Genomic DNA, 16,486 nt, shown 5'->3' on the forward strand with positions numbered 1-16,486 from the left:
CGATCGCGCCTCGACCTGGCCCGTGGCCTGCGCTGACCGCTGTGGTCGCAGCGCGAACGAACAGCCGCCACCGCCGCCGCAGGGAGCCCACCGTGACATCCGTTGGAGGGGTGCATGAGAAGGAGATCGAAGATCTACGCCGGGCTGGTGAGCGTCATCGTCCCGGTCGCCTCGGTGATCGTGATGCTCGGCGCGACGCCTGCCGACGCCGCCGTCGGCGGTTCCGGGCCCTATCCCGCCGACTACGAGACCTCGGCCAGCCTGGCCAACCACACCATCTTCCGGCCCCAGACGCTCCCGTCCGAACGCCTCCCCATCTTCGTCTGGGGCAACGGCGGGTGCTCGGCCAACGGCCTCTCCCAGGGCAACTTCCTGCGCGAGATCGCCTCCCACGGCTTTCTCGCCATCGCCAACGGCGCCCCGAACGGATCGGGCTCCACCACCTCCCAGATGCTCACCCAGTCCATCGACTGGGCCGTCGCGGAGAACTCCCGCCAGGGCAGCAAGTACTTCAACAAGCTCGACACCACCAAGGTCGCCGTCGCGGGCTTCTCCTGCGGAGGACTGGAGGCGTACGCCGTCTCGGCCGACCCGCGCGTCACCACGACCGGCATCTTCAGCAGCGGACTGCTGAACGACGCCGACGACTACCAGCTCAGGCGGCTGACCAAGCCGATCGCCTACTTCATCGGCGGGCCCAGCGACATCGCCTACCCCAACGCCATGGACGACTGGGGCAAGCTGCCCGCCGGGCTCCCCGCCTTCATGGGCAACCTCAACGTCGGTCATGGCGGCACCTACGACCAGGCCAACGGCGGCGAGTTCGGCCGCGTCGCGGTGCTCTACCTCAAGTGGCGCCTGAAGGGCGACACCACCGCCGGCGCCACCTTCGTCGGCCCCGACTGCGGCCTGTGCCGCAGCCAGTGGACCGTCCAGCAGAAGAACCTGACGCTCGACGGCGGCACGCCACCCACCACGCCGCCACCCACGACGCCCCCGCCCACCACACCGCCACCCACGACGCCCCCGCCGACCACGCCGCCGCCCACCGGCACCCCGGCCTGCACCGCGGTCTACGCCGTCCAGGACCAGTGGAACGGCGGATTCGTCGCCACCGTGACCGTCACCGCGGGGACCGCCGCGCTCACCGGCTGGCGGGTCACCCTCACCCTGCCGAGCGGAGCGTCGGTCAGCTCGCTGTGGAACGGCGTCGCCAGCGGTACCAGCGGCACCATCACCGTGGCCAACCAGAGCTACAACGGACGACTGGCGGCGGGCCAGAGCGCCAGTTTCGGGTTCCAGGGCACCGGCAACGGCAGCGGCACGACCGCCACCTGCGCCGGAAGCTGACGTGGGACAGCTCTGCGGGTCGGCGCCGCTGGCACCGGCCCGCAGAGCTGTCGCGCGCCGTCAGGGCGCACCGGTCGGCATGCGAGACTGCCGCGGTGCCCTGGGAAGCCACGACGCCGCCCCGCCCGCCCTCGCACCCCGTCGCGCTGACACCTGTCGACCGGTCGCACCGGGCGGTGCTCGGCAACCTCGGGCAGTTGTACCGCCATGACCTGTCCGAGGCGTACGGTCACCTGCCCAACGACGACGGCACATTCAACGACCGGCCACTCGACCGGTTTCTCGCCGGCGTCGACCCGCAGCGCCGGGCCTGGCTGATCACCGCGGCCGGCCGTACGGCGGGGTTCGTGATGACCACGCCGACCGAGGACGGCGGCACGTCCGTCACCAGCTTCTTCGTCGTCCGCGCGCTGCGCCGCACCGGCGTCGGCCGTACCGCCGCCGTGCAGGTCATCTCGCTGTTCCCCGGCAGGTGGAGCATCGGCTTCCAGCGTTACAACCCCGGCGTCGAGGCGTTCTGGTCGCGGGTGGCGGACCAGGTCGTCGGGGACGCGTGGGAGGTCCACGACGGTCCCGCCGCCGAGACGCGGCCCCCCGACACCTTCCTCACCTTCACCACCGCCGGCTGACCGGATCGTCGCGGCGAACTGCGGCCCGGCGTGCCAGCGGCGGAGCGTGGCCGGGGAACGGTCAGCCCTGTCGCCACACCTGGAACGTCTGCTGCACCCGCCACGCGCCGTCGGGCCGCCGCGCCTCGTTGCGCCAGCGGAACTCGTCGGCGGCGATGTCGGAGAAGGTCCACCGCAGATCACCGCCGTCGAGCACGATCAGCTCGCCGACGCGGGCGGCCCGGAAGGTGTGCGTCCGATGCCGGCCCGGCCCGACCCACGTCGAACGCCAGATGCCCGGCCCTGCCGTCGGATCGGGGAAGCGCACGCTGACGCCGTGCTCGACGCCGGGCAGGATCCAGACGTCGGTGGTCGCACGGCCGCCCAACGCGTACCCGAAGTGCCACTCGCCCCGTCGGACGGACGAGGACCCGTCGGGGTCGTACTCGGTGCAGTCCAGTGCCCAGGAACCCGTGAACTGTCCGAACAGGCTGAGGTCGACGCCATCGGCCGGACCGTCCGCGAGGAAGGCGGCACCGACGGCGAGTGACGAGTCGGGGAGCATGTCGAAACGATAGCCACACCTCCGGCGTCACCGCCGATGCGGCGTGCCGGCCGCCCCCTGCGCCGGTGCGGGCGATCAGGCCATCGAGGAACCCACCCGAGCGGTTCCCACGTTGTCCAGACTGCTGACGTGGCGAATGAGCGCACGTTCGGAGAAGTTCGGTCGGCGCGAAAGCCCGATACTGCTCGACGTGAGTGAAACGGCAGGCCCGGGCCGCTGGGATGTGGCCAACACGGCACTGCGCTCGGCTGCCGACCGGTTCACCGAGCTGGTGGCCGCCGCGCCGTCGCCCACGGCCATGGTCACCGACGACTGGACCCTCGCCGACACCGTCGCGCACGTGGTGTCGATCGCGGCGCTGTACGTCTCCCGGCTGGACGGCACCGAGGTCGCCATCCGGGTGCCGGGCCTGGAGGACATGCTCGCCGTCACGAACGTCGACACGGTCGCCGACGTCAACAGCCACGTGCTCGCCCACTTCACCGAGCGGGATCCGGAAGTCCTGCTGTCGCGGTTGAACACCGCGATCGCCCGCCTTTTGGCCACGACTGCGGATCCACTGTCGACGGTGAGTTGGCTGGGTAACGCGCGGGTGACGGTCGGCGGCCTGTTCGCCCATCTGACCAACGAGCTGCTCGTGCACGGCTGGGACGTCGCGCGGGCGCTGCGCCGACCGTGGCCAATGCCGGACGAACACGCCGCGCTCTACTGGGACCTCTTCATGTTCGACATGCTGCGTGACTCGTACGGAGTGCTGCTCAACACCGAGCTGCCGATGCCTCGCCACCACGTGTCGGTGCAGTTCCGGTCGGAGTTCACGTCGACCACGACGCTGACGCTGGGTGACCGCAGGGTGTGGATCGCGCCGCCCGACGGTCCGTTCGACGCGCGCGTGACGTTCCGGCCCGCCCGGTTCAACCTGATGATGTTCGGCCGGATCAGCATCGCGCAGGCGGTGCTGCGGCGCGACGTCGTCATCGGCGGGCCACGGCCGTGGCGGCTGCCCGCGTTCCTGCGGGTCGTGCACATGCCCAACGGTCGGCTGGCGCCGGCGGGAACGCAGAGGGCAGACCGACCACTGCGGGACAGGCCGAACGACGACGGCGCCGGCTGATCGTCGTACGCCGCGACGGCCGGCCGGCTGTCAGCTGGCCCGGTAGGTGAGGTAGCGGCCCTCTGTCCAGCTGTGGAAGTTGTTGAGTTCGGTTGCCGGACCGCTGCAGTCGGTGCTCTGGTAGCCGGGCACCGAACGGAAGCCACCGCTCCAGGTGAGCATCCAGGCCGCGTCGGCCGGGACCTGATGGCAGATGCCGTCGGGCGTGGCCAGCCTGCCGGCCACCTCGGTCGGGTAGCTCGAGTAGAAGACCAGGCCCTGGTCCGGGCTCTGGAACGGTTCGCCAGCCACCGCAGGCGACCCCGGCAGCGTCACGGCCGATGCGGCGATCAGGACGGCGGCGAGACTCGCGGTGGTCCGGCGGGCGGATGTGCGCATGGGTGGTCCTTTCGGGACGGTGGTCAGAGGGCGGACCGGACGTTGACTCGGTCCAGACTCAGACTGACATATATCGATGTCGTAATCCATCCGGGATACCCTGCGGCACGGATCGCAGCAGACACTCGCGCATGATCGTGTCGGTGAACCCGTGGCTACACTGCACGACCATGCTCTCCGCCGAGATCCTCGACCAGCTCGACGCCGCGGCCGAGGACTTCCGGTTCCCGGACCTGGGCCACGGCTACTACTACGCGGTCGACGCACGGCTGCACGCCTATCGCGACGCGCACCGGTGGGCGCTCATCGTGGAGGCGTTGGGATATTCGCCCAGGGCCGGCAACCTCATCGACGTCCTGCACGTCTTCGGCAACTGCCTCACCACGGGACAGCCGGGCTTTGGCAACGAAGACTTCCTCAGCCGGATCGACAACTGGGACGAGATCGAGGATGTCGACGAGCCAGAGATCTACTGCGGAAACCCGATCGAGGTACGAGGCCGGCGGATCGCCGTAGCAGCCGAGCCGGGTGAGGAACTCATCGACGTGTTTCGCCGGCTCGTCCCCGAACACCGGGAGCTGCTCCTGGCCGACGACGTCGAGCTGCGGCGGCGGATCCCGGCCGACCTCCCCGAGATCATGCGATTGGATCGATGGCACCACCCGGACCTTGTCCAGGACACCCTTCCCAGCGGCTCAACGACCTTCCGCCAGCTCGCCGACGTGCTGGCGACGGGAGACGTGAGTCGGTACGCGCCAGACCTACCACCCAACACACACTGGTCCCACTGGCCGGAGTCCGGGACCCTGTGACCCTCGCCGCGAGACGGTGCGGCCGCCGCGATGAGTGGCAATCAGTCCCTCGGGTCGGGGGACGCCGACCCGGGAAGGCTCGCGACGACGAGCTCGACGGCCTCCGCCGCTGTCGTGGCCTCACCGAGCAGCCGTCCATAGCCCGGGGTGTAGACCTGGTAGGGAGGGCCGCCACCCACGATGAAGGGCAGGTCGTCGGTGCGGACAGCGGGGTACGGTGGCCGGGCGGTCCGGAAGAACTTCAGCGTTCCGTGCGTGGGAAGCGGGAAGAGCGTTCGCAACGTCGGGTGCTCGTAGGCGGCGGTGACGACCGGCTCGCCGGACCACCACCCCGGTGTGCCGTGCACGAGATCCCGCCACGTCTCGGCGGCTTCGCCGTTCTCCTCCATCGAGCCATCCTCCCACTGCCGGGCCAGGCTGAGCAGGACACCTGACGGGGTCAGTGCCGCTCTGGCTCGTTGATGACCGGAAAGGCCCGCCGCACCTCCGCCAGGAACTCGTCCCGCCGTGCGGCGTACGTGCTGACCGCCGCCCACAGCGCCTCCAGCGCGGCCTGCAGCGGGTCCGCCTCGCCGGCGGCCATCAGTGCCGGAAGCGCCATCGGGACCGGGTCCACCGGGGCGTCGAGAACCGCGCCGAGCGAATCGGCCGGGCCGTGACCCGCCGGGCGCAGCGAGACGGTGGAGAACATGACGGGCGGCTCGCCCCGGATTCGCGTCCACAGTGCCGTGTGATCGGCGAACTCGGCGGGTAGCGGCTCGCCCCGATCCAGGGCCGTCCACGCCGGTGTCATCCAGTCCAGGTCCGCGATGCCGGCGACGGTGAACGCCCGCCGTGCCGCCCAGATCGCGATCTGGCGCTGAATGCCGGCGCCGGCCGCCGCCACCCCGTCGACCAGGTCGCGGTCCAGCACGGCGATGCCGTGGACGTTGCCGCGCACCTGCCGGAGCCGTTCACTTGGCGCACCACCGCCCCAGCGCCGCAGCTCGTCCCGCCTCCGGTACTCCTGATCGCGGCGCTCCCGCTCCAACCGCCTGAGCATCTCGGCCTCGACCTGCTCCCACAGGGTCGGCGGGGGTGGCAACCCGGCCGCCCAGCCGTGCCAGTACGCGGCGGCCCGGCTGGTCTGGCGCACGATCGCGTCGGCGCGCGGCACGGCGACTCGGGAACCCTCGCCCGTCGAGCCCTCCGGCCACAGGCACAGCAGGTAGCGGTCCGGACGCCGATCCATGTACGTGTAATCGCCGTCGTCCAGCTCGTCGGGGTCGAACCCGCCGAACGGGTCCCGCCCCTCGTCCATGCCCGTGGCGCAGTACCGCACGCGGTAGACCGGCAGCCGGCCGGCGTCCTGCCCCTCGGGGGTCAGCGGCAACGGGGCGAGTGACCCGTCGCCCCAGGGGACCAGGTCGACCACCGGGGCCCTGGGCAGAAACGACGCCTCCACCACCTCCTCCCACTCCTGCGCCGCGGCCGACGGCTCACCGTCGTACACCTCGACTCGGAAGTGGACCCGCCCGGTGTGCGTGCCGGTCATCAGGAACAGCGCGCCCGCCTGGCCGGCCCCGCAGAGGCCGTTCGCCTGCCCGGCGAACGCCCCGCTCATGTCCGGCAGCTCACGACTCGTCACGTAGATCTGCCCGTAGGCGACCGGCGCCGGGCCGTCGAAGAGAACGCGCATCGGCCGATCCTGCCATCGACCGGCGGACGCCCGCTGTCCCCTCGACCCGACGGCACGCGGGTGATCCGTCCGAGACCCGACCAGGGTTCGCGGGCGCGGCCATTACCGCAGGAAACCGCTTACCCGACGGCTATTGACGGTCATCGTTGGCTCTCAGTACCGTGATGCGGGCAGCGAGAAAGCGCTTTCCGACCCTCACCGTCCGACAGGGAGCGCCCCCATGCCCAAACACCTGCGCGCGATCTGCCTTGCCCTGCTCACCATCGCCACCGTGCTGAGCACCACCACCGCCCTGCCCGCCCAGGCCGCGCCGCGATTCCGGGTGCTGGTCTTCTCGAAGATCACCAACTTCTACCACGACTCGATCCCGGCCGGCGTCGCCGCGATCCAGCAGCTCGGCGCCACGCACAACTTCGACGTGGTCGCCACCACCGACGCGGGCGCCTTCACCGACGCCAACCTCGCCACCTTCGACGCCCTGGTCTTCAACAACACCAACTCCACCCCCGCCTCGGGCGACCTGCTCAACGCCAGCCAGCGCGCGGCGTTGCAGACGTTCATCCGCAACGGCGGCGGCTGGGCCGGCCTGCACGCCGCCTCGGCAAGCGAACGCGACTGGCCGTGGTACGAGGGCCTGGTCGGCACCATCTTCGACCACCACCCCGACTTCTCGGCCACCGGCGGCACGTACCCGGGCCGGGTCAAGGTCCTGGACCGTGCCCACCCCTCCACCCGTAACCTGCCGGAGCTGTGGGAGCAGAGCGAGGAGTGGTACAACTGGCGGACCAACCCCACCGGCAACGTGCACACCCTCGCGCAGATCAAGGTGCGCGACGGGGTCAGCGGCCTGGACGAGGGCGTCGACCACGCGTACTCCTGGTGTCAGCGCTACGACGGCGGCCGGTCGTGGTTCACCGCCGGCGGGCACGCCAGCTCCCGGTTCAGCGAGCCGGCGTTCCTGGAGCATCTGCGCTACGGCATCGAGTGGGCCGCCGGCGCGGTCGCCGGCGACTGCTCGGCCACCAGAACCGGAAACTTCGAGCGGGTGGGCCTGGTCACCGAGAACCTGGCCGACCCCTTCGAGCTGGCCGTCGCCCCGGACCGGAAGGTCTACTACATCCAGCGCACCGGCGCGCTCAAGGTGGTCAACTCGGACACGCTCCAGGTCACCACGCTGCTCGACTTCGCCTACACCTCGGCGATGACCGACCAGTCCGACGGGCTGCTCGGGATGACCCTGGACCGCAACTTCGCCAGCAACGGCTGGGTCTACCTGCTCTGGTCGGACAAGACCCTCAAACAGCTCAACCTGTCCCGGTTCACTGTGGCGAACAACAGCGTCGCGCTGTCCTCGGAGAAGCGGCTGCTGACCGTTCCGACGTACCGCGGTGTGGGTCGCGCCAACTCGCACATGGGCGGCTCGCTGGCCATGGACGCGGCCGGTCGCCTGTACGCCGCGATCGGTGACAACACCGACCCGTTCGCCTCCAGCGGTTACACCCCCATTGACGAGCAGGCCGGTCGGGCCGCCTGGGACGCGCAGGGCACCGCCGGCAACACCAACGACCTGCGCGGCAAGATCCTGCGCATCACCCCGCAGGCCGACGGTACGTACACCGTGCCGAGCGGCAACCTCTTCCCGGCCGGCACGGCGAAGACCCGGCCGGAGATCTACGCGATGGGCATGCGCAACCCGTTCCGGATCACCATCGAGCCGCAGACGAACGCGGTACTGGTCGGCGACTACGGCCCGGACGCCCGCGCCGCCGACCCCAACCGCGGTCCGGAGGGGACTGTCGAGTTCAACCGCATCACCACCGCCGGCAACTACGGCTGGCCGTACTGCGTGGGCAACAACATCCCGTTCACCGACTACAACTTCGCCACCAGCACCTCCGGGGCGAAGTTCACCTGCGCCGCACCGACGAACAACTCCCCCAACAACACCGGTCTGACCGCCCTGCCGGCGGCGAAGCCGGCACTGGTCTGGTACGCGTACTCCGCCTCCAGCCAGTTCCCGGAGGTCGGCACCGGGGGCGGTGGCCCGATGAGCGGGCCGGTCTACGACTACGACCCGGCCAACAGCCGCACCACGAAGTTCCCGGAGTACTTCGACGGCAAGTGGATCACCTACGAGTTCACCCGCAAGTGGTTCAAGACGCTCTCGATCCACCGGACCGCGCAGACCTTCACCAACTCGCGCTTCGGTCCCACCGCCGTCGGCGACCTCCAGTCGATCAACGGAATCTTCGACAACATGAGCTGGATCCAGCCCTTCGAGGCGGAGTTCGGCCCGGACGGCTCGCTCTACGTCATCGACTTCGGTGAGGGCACCGGCAGCGGTCGTGGCGGCAGCAACGCCGGCGCCGGCATCTACCGGATCGACTACGTGGCCAACGGCCGACCACCGGCCGCGAAGATCGCCGCCACCCCGGACAGCGGACGTACGCCGCTCGCGGTCAGCTTCTCCTCGGCCGGGACGGCGGCCGGTGACGGCTCGGCGCTCAGCTATGCCTGGGACTTCACCAACGACGGCACCACCGACTCCACCGCCGCCAATCCCAGCTTCACCTACGCGGCGGCCGGGAGGTTCACCGCACGGCTGACCGTCCGCAACACCGGCAACGGCCTGGCCGCCAGCGCCGTCACCGACGTGGTGGTCGGCAACACCCGGCCCACGGTGACCATCACCGTGCCCGACGGCGGGTTCTTCGACTTCGGCGACAAGATCCCCTACACGGTGACGGTCACCGACCCGGAGGACGCCACCATCGACTGCGCCAAGGTGACAGTCCAGACCCAGCTCGGCCACGACACGCACGCCCACCCGCTGGACGTCTACACCGGCTGCTCGGGCCTGCTCGCCACCGAGGCGGACGCGGGTGACGGCCACGGGCCGGGGCAGAACCTCTACACAGTTGTCACCGCGCAGTACACCGACGGCGGCGCGGCCGGCGGCGTACCGGCGCTGACCGGCTCGACCCGGGCGCAGCTGCAACCCAAGAGCAAGGAGGCCGAGCACTTCAGCGCCCAGTCCGGTCTCACCGTGAACGACCGGACCACCGCCCGCGCCGGCAAGCGGCTCGGCGACGTCGACCACAACGACTGGGCATCGTACGGGCCGGTGGACCTGCGCAACGTCGGCTCGGTGACGCTCGGGGTGACCAACGGCGGCCTCGGCGGCGTCATCGAGCTGCGCACCGGCTCCCCCACCGGCACCCTGATCGGCTCGGCCACCATCGGCTCGACCGGCGGGTGGGACAACCTGGTCTCGCCGACCGTCACGCTCACCAACAAACCCGCCGGCACCACGGTCCTGTACGCCAAGTTCGTCAACGCCGCCCAGGTCGGCGGCACACCGGACCTGCTCTCGCTGGACTGGCTGCGGTTCAACGGGGCCGGCGTCAAACAGGAACCGGGCGGAACGCTGTCGCTCGCGGCCAACCCGGCCAGCGGCACCGCGCCGCTGACCACCACGCTGACCGCCACCGCGACGGCACCGTCGGGGCAGAGCATCACCGACTACGCGTGGGACTTCGGCGACAACAGCGCCGTCTCGCACGGCGCGACCCTGCGGTCGACGACTCACAGCTACCCGCGCAAGGGCACCTACACCGCCCGGGTGACGACCACCTACACCAGCGGGGAGACCCGCTCGATCAACCTGACCGTCACGGTCAGCTGATCACAGGTCGGTGGCGGACGGGCCACACCCCGTCCGCCACCGGCGAGACGGCCGCGCGGAGCCGCTGCCGGCAGAGATCGTGGCGACATCCACCCAGGCGCTGTGACATATTGCCCCCGTCCGGGGGCAGCGGGTTCCGGCAGTCGGTACCTACAGTCGGGCCATGAGCACCGACACCGCCGTGCGGGTCTGGCTCCGCGACCGGGGCGCTGAGCAGATCGCACATCCCGGCGGCAATCTGTACGCCCACCTCTGTCGCGTCAGCGAACGACTCGCCGCGCTCGGCTGCGACGGCGACGTACAGGTTGCGGGCCTCACCCACGCCGTCTACGGCACCGACGGGTTCGACCGCACCCTGCTCGACCGGGCCGATCGTGCGGTCCTGCGGGATCTGATCGGCGCGGACGCCGAGGAACTCGTCTATCTGTACGGCGCCTGCGACCGGAAACGCAGTTGGCCGGAGCTGGCCACGACCGGCCAGGTGTTCGACAGGTTCGTCGGTCAGGTGAGAACGACGGGTGGGGATCGACGTCGGTCGCTCATCGACCTGAGCATCGTCAACGAACTGGACGTCATCGAGCACGATCGCGCGGTGGCTGAGCGGCACGGCGCCTACTTCCGGGCGCTGTTCGCCTCCTGGGCTCCGGCGGCCTCCGCATCGGTCATTCACGACGCGCAGCGGGTCCTGGGGGCGTGACACCCGGGCGCGTACGCGTACGAGCCGTCTACCCCGGCACCTTCGATCCCTTCACCCCCGGGCATGTGAACGTGGTGAGCCGGGCACGCGAGCTCTTCGACGAAGTGGTCGTGCTCGTCGCGGTCAACAGCAGCAAGCGTCCGGGCACCGACGAGGTGCGGCGGGCGGCCGCCGTACGGGCCGTCCTGCCGGTCGAGTGGACGTCCGTCACCGTTGTGGCCTGGAACGGGTTGACCTCCACGTACTGCCACCGGCACGACGTGGGAGTGATCGTTCGAGGCGTGCGCAACACCACCGATCTCCGGTACGAGCACCAACTCGCCGCGATGAACCAGGCGCTGGGTGTTCCTACGGTGTTCCTGCCCGCGCAGCCCGAACTGGCCGCCGTCTCGTCGACAGCGGTGCGCGCGCTGGAGCGCTGACCGTTTCCGCCGGCTCGGCGCGGGGAACTGCTCGGGGTAGAGGTGAGGGGAAAAGATGAGCCGGTACGTACTGTCGCCGACCACCCGGGCGCTGATCCTGCCGTTGCTGGCCACCGTCGCGCTGGCCACCGCCTGCACGACGGGTGGGGACACGCCCGACGCGGCGTCGTCGACCGGGTCGTCGACGAGCGCGGTCGCCACCCCGAGCCCGACAGGGCAACCATCCGCGAGCGCCAGTGGGCCGGTCACCATCCCCACGTCGGCGTTCGTCGAGCTGCCCGCCGAGCTGCGAAAGTCCCCCCGCCGCACGACGCCCGTCACCGAGGCCCTACCGACGCTGTGTGGCAACGAGTTCGGCACCGGGGGCCGGCAGGTCACCGCGAGCGCGGCGATGACGGTGACCTACAAGAAGGCCGGCGAGGCCGACAGCAACACGCCGCAGGGCATGATCCACCAGACCATCTTCACCTTCGAGGGTGACGGCGCTTCGAACTACCTGCGACGCCTGCGCGACGCGGTGCGGGCGTGCCCCTCATACGACCAGGGCGGCAACCCCGTCACGGTCACGAGCAAGGCGTTGCCCGGCGTCGGGGACGAGGCGCTGCTGGTGACCCGCACGTGGGCCACCACGAGTCTGAGCGGCGAGCGTACCGGCGAGGGCGAGTCCTCCGCCCAGATCGCCGTGGCCCGGGTCGACGGGGCGGTGACCGTGTTCCACGACCAGGGCTGGGAGGGCAGCAGCGGCAACCCGACCATCCTGGACCGGACCGTGCGCGACGGTGTGCGGGCCATCGACGCCTGGCAGCGATAACGGAAGGTGGGGCGGCGCCGACGGCACCGCCCCACGCTCCGTCAGGAACTACTGCCAGGCACTCTGCTGGGTGGAGACGAGATTGCCGGGGATGATCGTGCCGTTGGTGTTGTACTCGGTGTACGCCCAGAAGTCGCCCTCGGGCAGCGGCCCGTTGGGCTTCAACGTGAAGTTGACGCTCTGACCGCGCTCCGTCGTCGACGGCAGCGTGAGCGTGGCGGGCGAATACTTGGCGTTACGACCGATGATGGCGTGCCGCAGTTCGAAGTCGACGACCGGGCCACCGGGCACCTGCGCGAACACGTACGCGGTGTAGCGCCCCGGCTCGGGCAGGAACTTGTACGCCTGCTCCAAGCTGGTCCAGTACCTGTCACTGCTGTAGACCAGGGTGTCGCCCTTGTACAGGTACAGGTCGAGGTTGGTGTTCGGGTCTTCGGTGTTGGCTTCGACGATGATGCCCGCGGTGTTCGCCGGCACGGTGAAGTCGACAGCCTTCACGCCGGAGGCGCTCGGGTCGAAGACGCCGCCGTAGACGCCGGCCGGCATCGAGTACGACTTGCGCAGCATCGGCGTGTAACCGGTGCTGCGACCGGCGAGCGGCCCGGTGAAGCCCGGCTGGACGAAGCCGAAGGAGCCGCTGGTCATCCGACCGAACTCCTCGCCGTCGTCACCGTACGGCCGGGCGCTGATCCCCCACGGGCGGGCGGCGACCGGGATGCGGGCGCTGTGCCCCTTGCCCTTCCAGGTGATCGACCCGGTCACGTACCGGTCCCAGGGGGCGTTGCCCCGGCGCAGCGTGATGGTCACCGTCGCGGACTTGCCCGGCGCCAGCGTCACCGACGCCGGGGTGACGGTGACCTTCATGCCGGGCAGGCCGGACACCGACGACCGGTAGGTCTCCCGCGCCTTGCCCACGTTGGTCAGCGTGCGCGTGACGGTCACCGGGTGGGTGCCGTCGTACTCGCGCAGCGAGATGGCCGGCAGGTTGAGTTCCTTGCCGTCGGGCTGGGCCGTCTGGCTGAAGGCGACCAGCTCCGCGGCGGTCGGCTCGATGACCAGGCCCGGGTCGGTGGCCCGGTTCAGGTTGATGAAGCCGCTGCCCTGGTCCAGCGGGCTGGTGGTGCCGACGGTGTCGGTCGCGGTGGTCCGCAGCGCCGAGGCGACCCGGCCCGGCGTCCAGTCCGGGTGGGTGGCACGCAGGACCGCCGCCGCGCCGGCCACGTACGGCGACGCCATCGAGGTGCCCGAGTACGCGTCGAACTCCCGCCCGAAGTTGCCCGCCGGTGAGACGGCGGCGATGATGTCCGACCCCGGGGCGACCAGGTCCGGCTTGAAGACGCCGAAGGTCACCTTGTCCGGGCCGGTGGAGGAGAAGTCCGCGACGCTGGGGACGCCCGGAACGCTGGAGCCGTCACCGCCGGTGCGCAGGGACACCGTCGCGTCGGTGGGGTGCCGCATCAGGTAGTTGAACAGCGTGCCGGCCTGCTTCTCGGTCGGCAGGTACACCACCGGGAAGTTGTAGATCGAGTTGACCCGGTAGTTGCCGACCGGGTCGAACAGCACCATCGCTGCCCCGCCCTTGGTCTTGACCTCGGCGGCGGAAGCGAACGTGTCGGACAGCGCGCAGGCGACGACCTTGCCCCTGATCTTGGCGGGGTCCAGGCTGCCCGGTTCGCAGTAGACGGCGCCCAGCTCCGGCGATCCGGCCTGGTCACCGAAGACCATCGGCCGCGTGGCGCCACCGGGCAGCGCGTCCAGCGAGCCACCGACCAGCTTCGTGCCGTCGCCCAGCTTGAGCGTCGCCTCGTCGAGGTTCGTTACCGCCGCGCCGACGGTGGTGACCCAGGGTGCCGCGTTGCTGATGGCGCCGCTCACGATGCCGGTGTTTCCCGCCGACGCCGCCACGAAGACCCCGGACAGGGTGGCGTTGAGGAAGGCGACACCGATGGGGGTGTTGGCCTCCCAGTCGCCCAGCTGCGAGCCGATCGAGAAGTTCAGGACCTGCACGCCGTCGGCGACGGCCGCGTCGATGCCGGCGATGATGTCGGCGTCGAAGCCCATCCCGGCCCAGAGCACCTTGTAGACGGCGATCTGGGCGTCCGGCGCCACCCCGGAGATCGGGCCGAAGCGCCGACCGTCGATGGTGACGTCCGAGATCGGCAGACCGGCGGCAGTCGAGGCGGTGTGCGTGCCGTGCCCCTCCATGTCGCGGGGAGAGAGCAGCTCACCCTCGGGCACCGAGCCGCCGCCCGCGAGCCACGTGTCGGCGAAGTACCGGGCACCCACGATCTTGCCGTTGCAGTGCTCGGCCACGAAGGCCACGCCGGTCTGGCACGTGCCGTGCCAGGTCGGGGGTGCGGGCATCTTCTTGGCGAACGAGGCGCTCTCCGGCCAGATGCCGGTGTCCAGGACGCCGATCACCGTGCCCGCGCCGGTCGCGGGACCGGGCTTGACCGGCTTGGTGGTGGTGCGCTCGGCCGCGGACCGCTCGGCCTCACCCGGGGTGGCGGCGGTCGGGGTGGGGGCCGTCGTGGTGGTCGCGAGTGGCGACGTCGATCGGGTGCCGAGCGCGCGTGCGGCGGTGACGGCGCGAACGCGCTTGTCCGCCCGCAACGCGGTCGCCTGCTGAGCGGTCAGCTTCGCCGAGAAGCCGTTGAAGGCGGCGGTGTAGGCCGCCTTGACCTGGACACCGGCCGCGGCGGCGACGGCGGCCCGCTGCGTGTCGAGGTGCCGGCGGTACGCCTGCGACGGCGCGGACGTCACGTCCAGCCGGCCGCCCGGCGTCGGGCGGGTTCGCGCCAGCCCGGAGGTCCCACCGACGTACGTGGTCAGCGGGGCCTCGGCCAGCTCGACGATGTAGACGCCGGAGCCGGACGCGTCCACGGCGGCCTTCGGGCTGGTCTCACTGTTGCCGGGGCGACGGTCCGCCCCGTCGGTCAGGGTGGTGCGCCGGTCGGATCCGGTGGAGAAGTAACCCGGCCCGCTGCTGGCTGGCCGGTCCCCCGGGGCCGCCGACGCCGATCCCGCTACACCGGTTGTGCCGGTGATCATCGCGACGACCAGCGTCGGTATCGCCAGCCTTCGCAGCCTGTTCCCGCTCGTGCGTGAAGACACGAGACTCCTTTCCATCGCTCCCTTGTGGAGCTGCCTCATCGATCGCGACCCGCTCATGGGAGCGCTCCCCCACCTAAGCCCGCGACGGTTAATCGAGGGTTTGCTCGGTGTTACGGATCGCTGGTGCACATAAGATCACGATGCGTCAGCCGTGCCTAGATCATGTTTCCGGTCGCAGGTCACGCCTGCTGCGGCCGGAACCACACCACGGCGATGACGATCGCGGGCAGTAAAACGTGGCGCACCAGAAGCACCCACGGCACCAGCCGGAACGACCGGCCCGCTCAGATCGCGAAGCGGCCCTGACGCCACTGCCAGTGACGGCCGGCCGTCAGGTGGTCGACGATCGCCCGTTGCAGGGCGGTGCGGCGCGGCAGTTGGTCGAGCGGCGTGCTCAGGGTGCGGAACACGAAGCGCCGCACCTCGACGTCGGCGTCCAGCCCTTCGGGCTCCTCGTAGGGCTCCAGCTCGAATCGTCGCTGGAAGCGGACGATGTTGGAATCCTCGGGAAGGTAGTCCCGCAGCTGCGGGTCGAGCAGCCACGAGCCGCAGGAGAACGCCGTGTAACGCTCGTCGGGAAAGTGGCGCGGGAAGAAGGCGCGGGCCTCGTCGAGCGACGCCGAGACCGCTTGCGGGGTCAGCGGCCCCGAGTCGGGGATGTGCAGGCCGATGGCGCCGTCACCACGGTGGTGCTGCAACCGGCCCAGCTCGTAGACGGCGCCCCGCACGTGCAGCGTCAACCAGCTCTGCATGACCGGCCACCCCTCGCGGCGCATCCGCCGGTCGACGGCGAGGTTGCGACCCAGGTCCGCGAGGGTCGCCCAGGACACGGCGTCGGGAACCCCGTGGTCGCGGTGGTAGTCCCGAACGACACCGACGAGGGCGAGGTACGCGTACACGTAGAGGTGTTGCCACGCCGGGCCCCGTTCGCGCGGCAGCTCCGGGCCCGGCGGCAGCCAGACGTAGCCGCCGAGATCGGCGCGGACCAGGGCGATCGAGCGGTCCAGGAGCCAGCGCAGCTCCGGAGTCCACAGTGGCGAGTCGGGGTCGGGCCAGCCGGCCATGATCTCGGCGGCGTCGTCCGGACGGACCGCGAGCCGGTCGAGCATCGCGAGCGCGTCGGCCTTGGCGGGCAGCGGGGCCGACGGCCGGTCGCCGGCGAGGCGGTGCACACGCTCGACCGCCTCGACGGGCACCCCGAGCCGGGCGGCGGTGTCGTCCACGTCCACCGGGCGACTCTACCGCCGGGCGG

Annotated in this window: 14 protein-coding genes; 8 read left to right on the forward strand and 6 right to left on the reverse strand. The window is 70.7% G+C overall.

Annotated features, from left to right (window positions below; translation table 11 throughout):
* Positions 1-114: 114 nt before the first annotated feature.
* On the forward strand, positions 115-1,350 hold the full coding sequence (locus AB0B39_RS09005) for a cellulose binding domain-containing protein (RefSeq protein ID WP_357573932.1): 1,236 nt from the start codon (positions 115-117) through the stop codon (positions 1,348-1,350).
* 95 nt (positions 1,351-1,445) lie between these two features.
* On the forward strand, positions 1,446-1,979 hold the full coding sequence (locus tag AB0B39_RS09010; RefSeq protein WP_357573933.1) for a GNAT family N-acetyltransferase: 534 nt from the start codon (positions 1,446-1,448) through the stop codon (positions 1,977-1,979).
* A 61-nt stretch (positions 1,980-2,040) separates the two neighbouring features.
* On the opposite strand, the gene AB0B39_RS09015 is transcribed toward AB0B39_RS09010, so the two are convergent.
* Positions 2,041-2,523 carry a hypothetical protein gene (locus tag AB0B39_RS09015; RefSeq protein WP_357573934.1) on the reverse strand — a complete coding sequence of 161 codons (483 nt, stop codon included), beginning with the start codon at positions 2,521-2,523 and terminating at the stop codon, positions 2,041-2,043.
* Between the two features lie 190 nt (positions 2,524-2,713).
* On the opposite strand from AB0B39_RS09015, the gene AB0B39_RS09020 reads away from it, so the two are divergent.
* Entirely contained in the window at positions 2,714-3,637 is a 924-nt protein-coding gene (locus AB0B39_RS09020) for a maleylpyruvate isomerase N-terminal domain-containing protein (RefSeq protein ID WP_357573935.1), read from the forward strand.
* A gap of 30 nt (positions 3,638-3,667) precedes the next feature.
* On the opposite strand, the gene AB0B39_RS09025 is transcribed toward AB0B39_RS09020, so the two are convergent.
* Positions 3,668-4,015, reverse strand: a complete 348-nt coding sequence (locus AB0B39_RS09025; protein WP_357573936.1) for a hypothetical protein — start codon at positions 4,013-4,015, stop codon at positions 3,668-3,670.
* Between the two features lie 170 nt (positions 4,016-4,185).
* Between AB0B39_RS09025 and AB0B39_RS09030 the strand changes: the two genes are divergently transcribed.
* Complete coding sequence (locus AB0B39_RS09030; protein ID WP_357573937.1) at positions 4,186-4,827, forward strand: hypothetical protein; 642 nt, start codon at positions 4,186-4,188, stop codon at positions 4,825-4,827.
* Positions 4,828-4,868: 41 nt separating this feature from the next.
* Here the strand turns inward: AB0B39_RS09030 and AB0B39_RS09035 are convergent, their stop codons facing one another.
* Entirely contained in the window at positions 4,869-5,216 is a 348-nt protein-coding gene (locus AB0B39_RS09035) for a DUF6193 family natural product biosynthesis protein (protein WP_357573938.1), read from the reverse strand.
* Between the two features lie 50 nt (positions 5,217-5,266).
* Positions 5,267-6,505 (reverse strand): hypothetical protein, encoded by a 1,239-nt coding sequence (locus AB0B39_RS09040; protein WP_357573939.1) that lies wholly within the window; start codon positions 6,503-6,505, stop codon positions 5,267-5,269.
* A 220-nt stretch (positions 6,506-6,725) separates the two neighbouring features.
* On the opposite strand from AB0B39_RS09040, the gene AB0B39_RS09045 reads away from it, so the two are divergent.
* The 4 genes from AB0B39_RS09045 to AB0B39_RS09060 all read left to right on the forward strand — a co-directional run bounded on the left by AB0B39_RS09045 (position 6,726) and on the right by AB0B39_RS09060 (position 12,120).
* Positions 6,726-10,190, forward strand: a complete 3,465-nt coding sequence (locus tag AB0B39_RS09045; protein ID WP_357573940.1) for a ThuA domain-containing protein — start codon at positions 6,726-6,728, stop codon at positions 10,188-10,190.
* Positions 10,191-10,353: 163 nt separating this feature from the next.
* Positions 10,354-10,887, forward strand: a complete 534-nt coding sequence (locus AB0B39_RS09050) for a DUF6817 domain-containing protein (RefSeq protein ID WP_357497260.1) — start codon at positions 10,354-10,356, stop codon at positions 10,885-10,887.
* The gene (gene coaD, locus AB0B39_RS09055; protein ID WP_357497262.1) at positions 10,884-11,309 is read left to right on the forward strand and encodes a pantetheine-phosphate adenylyltransferase; all 426 of its coding nucleotides are present in this window, start codon (positions 10,884-10,886) and stop codon (positions 11,307-11,309) included. Before AB0B39_RS09050 ends, coaD begins: the two co-directional genes overlap by 4 nt.
* A gap of 55 nt (positions 11,310-11,364) precedes the next feature.
* Entirely contained in the window at positions 11,365-12,120 is a 756-nt protein-coding gene (locus AB0B39_RS09060; protein WP_357573941.1) for a hypothetical protein, read from the forward strand.
* A gap of 48 nt (positions 12,121-12,168) precedes the next feature.
* Here AB0B39_RS09060 and AB0B39_RS09065 read toward each other — a convergent pair whose 3' ends face one another.
* Complete coding sequence (locus AB0B39_RS09065) at positions 12,169-15,171, reverse strand: S8 family serine peptidase (protein ID WP_357573942.1); 3,003 nt, start codon at positions 15,169-15,171, stop codon at positions 12,169-12,171.
* Between the two features lie 347 nt (positions 15,172-15,518).
* Complete coding sequence (locus AB0B39_RS09070; RefSeq protein WP_357497268.1) at positions 15,519-16,463, reverse strand: acyltransferase domain-containing protein; 945 nt, start codon at positions 16,461-16,463, stop codon at positions 15,519-15,521.
* Between the last annotated feature and the right edge of the window lie 23 nt (positions 16,464-16,486).

Source organism: Micromonospora sp. NPDC049114 (assembly GCF_040648635.1).
GTDB lineage: Bacteria > Actinomycetota > Actinomycetes > Mycobacteriales > Micromonosporaceae > Micromonospora.